The 6105-nt window shown below is 73.6% G+C and carries 7 protein-coding genes; 1 reads left to right on the top strand and 6 read right to left on the bottom strand.

What is annotated here, in order from left to right; translation table 11 throughout:
* Positions 1-109 precede the first annotated feature (109 nt).
* From ACWDCZ_RS38120 to rpe, 3 genes are all read right to left on the bottom strand, one after another.
* Positions 110-721 (bottom strand): hypothetical protein, encoded by a 612-nt coding sequence (locus ACWDCZ_RS38120; RefSeq protein ID WP_449818333.1) that lies wholly within the window; start codon positions 719-721, stop codon positions 110-112.
* Positions 722-898: 177 nt separating this feature from the next.
* Positions 899-1858 carry a pirin family protein gene (locus tag ACWDCZ_RS38115; RefSeq protein WP_449818332.1) on the bottom strand — a complete coding sequence of 320 codons (960 nt, stop codon included), beginning with the start codon at positions 1856-1858 and terminating at the stop codon, positions 899-901.
* Positions 1859-2054: 196 nt separating this feature from the next.
* Positions 2055-2738, bottom strand: a complete 684-nt coding sequence (gene rpe, locus ACWDCZ_RS38110) for a ribulose-phosphate 3-epimerase (protein ID WP_049649291.1) — start codon at positions 2736-2738, stop codon at positions 2055-2057.
* 316 nt (positions 2739-3054) lie between these two features.
* Between rpe and ACWDCZ_RS38105 the strand changes: the two genes are divergently transcribed.
* Positions 3055-3906, top strand: a complete 852-nt coding sequence (locus ACWDCZ_RS38105; protein ID WP_049649292.1) for an SCO6745 family protein — start codon at positions 3055-3057, stop codon at positions 3904-3906.
* Between the two features lie 115 nt (positions 3907-4021).
* On the opposite strand, the gene ACWDCZ_RS38100 is transcribed toward ACWDCZ_RS38105, so the two are convergent.
* From ACWDCZ_RS38100 to ACWDCZ_RS38090, 3 genes are all read right to left on the bottom strand, one after another.
* Entirely contained in the window at positions 4022-4696 is a 675-nt protein-coding gene (locus ACWDCZ_RS38100) for a C39 family peptidase (protein WP_380777827.1), read from the bottom strand.
* Positions 4697-4757: 61 nt separating this feature from the next.
* Complete coding sequence (locus tag ACWDCZ_RS38095; RefSeq protein ID WP_449818334.1) at positions 4758-5297, bottom strand: DUF4188 domain-containing protein; 540 nt, start codon at positions 5295-5297, stop codon at positions 4758-4760.
* Between the two features lie 93 nt (positions 5298-5390).
* Entirely contained in the window at positions 5391-6038 is a 648-nt protein-coding gene (locus ACWDCZ_RS38090; protein ID WP_380777825.1) for a TetR/AcrR family transcriptional regulator, read from the bottom strand.
* Between the last annotated feature and the right edge of the window lie 67 nt (positions 6039-6105).

Below are 6105 nucleotides of genomic sequence, written 5' to 3'. Positions count from 1 at the left end.
GGCCGCCCATGCGGGCGGCCTCGTCCCCTACATGTGCCCCGCGGGTCGGCAGGAGCCTTGACCCGGAACGCCACGGAAGCGTCAACGACGCCGGTGAATCCCCCTCGTATTACGGCATTCCGCCGTTCAGACCTCCGTAGTTGGCGGTCAGGGCCGCCGCGAAGGCGTCCGGGATGCCATGGAGCCAAAAGGCCATCGAGACATACGACTCCAGTGCGCCCGACACCTCGAGGAAGGGTCCGAACCGCTCGCGCCATTCGTTCCGCGTGGCCTCATCCGGAAAACCCCGGAAAACCGCGACCTCGGGATCTCTCTCGCCCCAGCACCCCCACCGTCCGGAAGGGCCGGTCACCGCGATGACATTGGCGGAAACCGCGATCGACTCCGCGAAATCATCGTCCGACGTGAAGCCGATCCTCTCCCAGTAGTCGTCCATGCCCGCGTCGACGGACAGCGACACCGCCGGGTACGTCCCACACTCCGGAAGGTAGAACTCGTCGGCACCGGGCTTGAGAACCAGCAGGTCGATGCGGTCGTCGCCGTGCCACCGGGCCATCGCGCAGAGCGCCGGCCAGAACTCCCGGGTGAGGACCGCGTCGAACTCGCAGAACAGCGAATCCCCCGCGTCCTCCCGGAAAACCTGGCCGGGCAGTCTGGCGTCGAGGTCGAAGACGGACGCGCTGCGGGAGCGGACATCGAGGTAGGCGTCGCGATCGACCATGACCGAGTCTTCCGTTGCCGCCATTCATCCCCCACCCTGATCCTGATATCCGCGTTCTTGCATTCCGCATTGTAGTAGTCGGCCGACGGAAATCAGGCTGCCCGCACCCCCAGCCGACGCCGTCCCCGTCGGTTCCGGCCGCGAACGGCGCCCTCGTCGACCACGTGGACCGCCGGGTCAGCGCTCGCGGCCGCGGGCCTTGAGGGGCACGGTGGGGAGTTCCGGGGCGGGGAGGCGGGCGCCGGCGTAGCCGTGGACCTCGCCGAAGCGGGTGCCGGTCATCCAGTCGGTGCGGGCCTGGGCGATGTCGTCGGTGGTGCGGCCGATGAAGTTCCACCACATGACGATCTTCTCGTCGAAGGGCTCGCCGCCGAGGAGGAGGACGGCGGCGTCGCCGTCGGCGCGGAGGGGGAGGTCGGGGCGGCCGCAGCCGAGGTAGAGCATGGAGCCGGGCTCGACCGGGACGCCGTCGACGTCTACGCGGCCGGACATGGCGAGGACGGCGTACTCGAAGTCGGGGACGAGCGGGAGGCGGAGGTCCGCGCCGCCAGTGAGGGCGAGGTCGGCGCCGACCAGCGGGGTGTGGGTGGTGCCGGGAGAGGTGGCGGTGTCGAGGGTGCCGAGGATGACGGTGGCGCACAGGCCCGGGGCGGTGACCACGGGCAGGTCGGGGTGGTGCTCGAAGGCGGGGGCGAGGTGGAGGCCGGCCTCCGGGAGGGCAACCCAGAGCTGGGCGCCGTGCAGGTGGCGGGCGTGCGGGCGGGGGGACTCCTCGGAGTGGGAGATCGCCCGGCCGGAGGTCATCAGGCCCAGCTCGTACGGCCGGACGGTCTGGAGGCTGCCCAGGCTGTCGCGGTGCAGCACCTCGCCCTGGTGGAGCCAGCTGACCGTCTGGAGGCCCATGTGCGGGTGCGGCGGGACCTGCATGCCGGGCTCGTCGGCGATGTCGTCGGGGCCGTAGTGGTCCACGAAGCACCAGGCTCCGACCATCCGGCGGCCGAGGTTGGGCAGCAGGCGGCGGACCACCGTGCCTGCGCCGAGCGGGAACTGACGGGCCGTCAGCAGATCCTTCGCCGGGCCGGTGCCGGCCTCGCGGCCGCAGCTGGTCGGGGCCGGCTTGAGGTCGAGGTTGCTCATCGCGGTTCCACCACCGTACGGAGAGGGGCCGGGCGGGGTCCTCGGCTCCTCGGAGGACACCGTCACCGATCACGGAGGACACCGTCACCGATCATCCGCCACGGTGCGGGGTTCCTCCACCCGTGCCCGGCCATCCGGCGAAACCGGCGACGGCCCGGCGCACCAGTAGGCCGCCGGGCCGCCGCCCCCGGGGCGCTCAGTGCCCGCAGGCCCACCAGGCGTCGGCCGCCGCCTTCTCGGCGAGCCCCCGCAGGTTGCGGACCGCCTCGGCCGGGTCCTCGGCCCCGTACACCGCCGAGCCGGCCACGAACACGTCCGCGCCCGCCTCCGAGCAGCGCTCGATCGTGCTGGCCGCGACGCCGCCGTCCACCTGGAGCCACAGCTCCAGGTCGTGCTTGGCGATCAGCTCCCGGGTGCGGCGGATCTTCGGCAGCATGATGTCCAGGAAGGCCTGGCCGCCGAAGCCGGGCTCGACGGTCATGATCAGCACCATGTCGAGCTCGGGCAGCAGGTCCTCGTACGGCTCGATCGGGGTGCCGGGCTTGAGCGCCATCGAGGCGCGGGCGCCCTTGGCGCGGATCTCGCGGGCGAGGCGGACGGGCGCGGCGGCGGCCTCGACGTGGAAGGTGACCGAGCCGGCGCCGGCCTCGACGTACTGCGGGGCCCAGCGGTCCGGGTCCTCGATCATCAGGTGGAGGTCGAGCGGGATGTCGGTGGCGCGGGCGAGCGACTCGACCACCGGGACACCGAGGGTCAGGTTGGGCACGAAGTGGTTGTCCATGACGTCCACGTGCAGCCAGTCGGAACCCCGGACGGCCTCGGCCTCGTCGGCGAGCCGGGCGAAGTCCGCGGACAGGATGCTGGGGTTGATCTGGGCCATGACCGACTACCTTCGTACGAGGGCTTGCGAGGGCTCGGCGCCCCCGGAGCGGGCACCTCATCCCATCATCCCGTGCCGTACCGCCGCCGACCGCACGGCGCCGCCCCCGCGTGACCGTCATCACACCCCCTCGGGGGTTACCGGGGCCTTCCCCGTGGTCATCAGCCCTTGTACGGTCCACGCACCTGCCAGGTGAACGGTCCACGCTCCTGCCGCGTGAACGGTCCACGCATCCGCCGCGGCTCCCGCCGGGCCGTCGTCCCGACCAGCCGAGCGCCCCGGCCCGCCCGGGGCTCCGTCCGAGGAAGGTCCCTCGATGACCGATCTCGTCCACCCCGCCCGCGCGTTGTGGTGGCTCTTCGAGCCGGTGCACGCCGTCACCTACTTCCTGCCCGAGGGCCGATCCGCCTTCGAGGAGGCCGGTCTGCACGGCCGCCTGCACGGCTACTTCGCCACCCGCGCGGCCCCGCTCGGCGCGGTGGACGCCCCGCCGGTCACCGCCGCGTTCTTCAACTTCGCTCCGGCGATGGTCGAGCGGGCCCTGCCGGAGGTGTGGAACCACGCGAGCCCGGAGGAGGCGCTGGCCGTTCGGCTGAAGGCCTCGGCGACGATCCTGGGCCGGCTGCTGGAGCACGTGGACAAGAACCAGGTGGAGCTGGTCGCCGAGACCCTGGAGCAGGCCGCCACCCGGCTGGACTGCGCCGGCCGGGTGCTGGCCGCCGCCAACGCCGCGCTCCCCCGCCCGAGCGGCCTCTACGAGCGGCTCTGGCAGGCCGCCACCGTGATGCGCGAGCACCGCGGCGACGGCCACGTGGCCGCCCTGGTGGCGGCCGGGCTGGACGGCTGCGAGGCGCTGGTGGTCCGCTGCGCGATGGACATGCGGCGCGAGATGATCCAGCCGCTGCGCGGGTGGACGGACGCCGAGTGGGAGGCGGCCGCCGAGCGCCTGGTCGAGCGCGGCTGGCTGACCGCCGAGGGGACGGTCACCGAGCTCGGCCGGATCCGCCACCAGACCCTGGAGGCCGCCACCGACCTGGCCGCCGCCCGGGTCTGGGACGACTACCCGCGCGCCGAACTCGACCGGCTGGCAGCGGCGTTGAAGCCGATCTCGGCGCTCTGTCGCAGCGAGCTACCGATCAACCCGATGGGGCTCCCGGACAACCAGTGACGGCCGGCCCGCCCGGCCCGCCCGGCCCGCCCGGTCCGCGACGTCGGGCCGAGGACGCCGCCAGGGCCCGCCTGCGGCCTCAGGCCGAGGACGCCGCCAAGGCCCGTCCGCAGCCTCAGGACGAGAGCGCCCCGGGCGGGCCGAGCACGATCGCCCGCCCGGCGTAGAACCGCCCGAACGACCGCCACGGCACGCGCGCGAAGGCCTGCGACTCCCCCGGGAACCCGGAGGGGTTGTGGACCAGCAGCGCCGTGTCCGTGGCGCCCACCGCCAGCACCAGGTGCCCGCCGCGCCGCACCGGCTCCGGCCCGTACGGCTCCCGGATCGACGGGTGCACCGAGAGCATCACCAGCCGGCCGCCGACCACCTCGGCCGACACCTCCTCGGGCGTCAACTCCCGGGCCCGCGCGGCCAGTCCCCAGCGCCGCTCGACGTACCCGGCGAACGGCGCGTGGATCAGCCCGCGCAGGCCGTCGCCGTCCCGCAGGTACGCGCCGGCCGCCAGGCACTCCTCCGCTAGCGCCATCGCCGCCGGGTTCACGCCCCACCAGTGCGCCAGTGCCATCCGCAGGCAGGCCACCCCGCACAGCCGCCAGGACCACCATGCGTACTCCTCCGCGCTGGCCGCTCCGGACTGCCCCCAGCGCGGGTCGGCGGACGCGTCCAGCCGCCCGTCGACGATCTCCCGCACCAGCTCCGCCGACTCCCACTGCGCGCGGTACGGCACCTCGTGCACCACCCGTACCGGCCGCGCCGGCGCCTCCGGCCGCGCGTCGCCCCGATCCACCATCCCCCGACGCTCTCACGGCGCGGCGGCCGGGCGGCTCACGACACTCCCTGCGCGGCCGTACTCAGGCGCCGGTCCCCGGCTCGGCCGGCTCCACCCCACCGGACTCCGGCTCCCGGTAGGCCAGCCGCTGCGACGCCCGCCGGCCGCGCGCCTCCAGCGGCAGCGAGCCGGTGGCACCGGCCAGGCCGAACGGCGGCATGTCGAAGTAGATCGCCTCGTACCCGCCCTGCGGCACGATGTACGTCTCGTGCCAGAGCCCGACGTGGCCGCGCGTCTTCCCCTGCCGCAGCTTGCGGTTGACGATGCCCCACACGGTGTGGTGGAAGCCGTCCGGCGCGCTCGCGTAGCCGTACAGCTTCTCCTTCGACTCCCAGTACTGGACGACGTAGTAGGTGCGCGGCGAGGCGGTCAGCAGGACGCGGCCGCGCAGGCCGCGCTCGGGGGCGCGGCGCAGCTCGTACAGCATCCGGAGCATCGAGAACATCACCGGGCCCCAGTGGTGCACGGCCCAGAAGCGGTTGATCCGCATGCCGATCAGCAGCACCACGGTGTCGCCGGTGGCGGCGGCCGTGGTGTAGCCCGGCTGCGGCTTGGCGAACAAGGACATCTCTGCCTCCCGTGCCCGTGCCGATGTAATCGGTGATTACATCAGCGCGGAATGGCCCGGTCAAGGCTCGTCCAGCGCACAATTCGGTTACGGCGAAGGGTGGTTGGCGATCCCCTGGCCGAAGGTGTCCATCACCTGGCAGGCCAGCTCCTCCGCCGCCGCGGCCGGCAGGTAGCCGTCCAGGATCATCTGCGCCAGCCCGTACACCAGTGCCTGCCCGGCCAGCCCGACCAGCGCCGGATCCCCGGGGCGCAGCAGGCCCGCCTCCTGGTCCGCGACGATCAGGTCCGTGAACACCCGGTCGATGCCGTCCAGCCGCTCGCTCAGCTCCGGATCCCGCGAGGCGGCGAACACCCGCGAGCGCACCAGCTCGAACCGCCGCGGATGGCGCAGCACGTACCGGACGACCCCCAGCCCGATCGCCCGCATCACCGACCTGCCGTCCGGCCCGGCGGCCGCCACCTGGGCCTCCTGCCAGCGCACGAAGTCCGCCAGCACCCGGTCCGCCAGCGCGGTCAACAGCGCCTGCCGGTCGGCGAAGTGACGGAACGGCGCCCCCGCCGACACCCCGGCCCGGCGCGCCACCTCCCGCACGCTGACCTTCTCCTGCCCCTGCTCGTCCAGCACCTCGAACGCCGCCGCCACCAACGCCTCCGGCAACGCCCCGTGGTGGTACGCCCCCCGGCCCCCGCCCCGCTTCCGCGCCCGCTCCCGTTCCTGCTCCCGCTCCCTCATGCCTGCCTTGCTACCACAGCCGCGCCCCCGGCCAGGCCGTGCAGATGGTGAAGGCCGGGCTGCAGGC

It is taken from the genome of Kitasatospora sp. NPDC001225, assembly GCF_053597855.1.
Note: the sequence above shows the minus strand (reverse complement) of the source record. Positions and strands in the feature narration are given on the sequence as shown.

What these genes read in the sequence shown, in the direction of transcription:
- ACWDCZ_RS38120 (WP_449818333.1), bottom strand. Translation starts at nt 721, where the DNA reads ATGGTCGATCGCGACGCCTACCTCGATGTCCGCTCCCGCAGCGCGTCC.
- ACWDCZ_RS38115 (WP_449818332.1), bottom strand. Translation starts at nt 1,858, where the DNA reads ATGAGCAACCTCGACCTCAAGCCGGCCCCGACCAGCTGCGGCCGCGAG.
- rpe (WP_049649291.1), bottom strand. Translation starts at nt 2,738, where the DNA reads ATGGCCCAGATCAACCCCAGCATCCTGTCCGCGGACTTCGCCCGGCTC.
- ACWDCZ_RS38105 (WP_049649292.1), top strand. Translation starts at nt 3,055, where the DNA reads ATGACCGATCTCGTCCACCCCGCCCGCGCGTTGTGGTGGCTCTTCGAG.
- ACWDCZ_RS38100 (WP_380777827.1), bottom strand. Translation starts at nt 4,696, where the DNA reads ATGGTGGATCGGGGCGACGCGCGGCCGGAGGCGCCGGCGCGGCCGGTA.
- ACWDCZ_RS38090 (WP_380777825.1), bottom strand. Translation starts at nt 6,038, where the DNA reads ATGAGGGAGCGGGAGCAGGAACGGGAGCGGGCGCGGAAGCGGGGCGGG.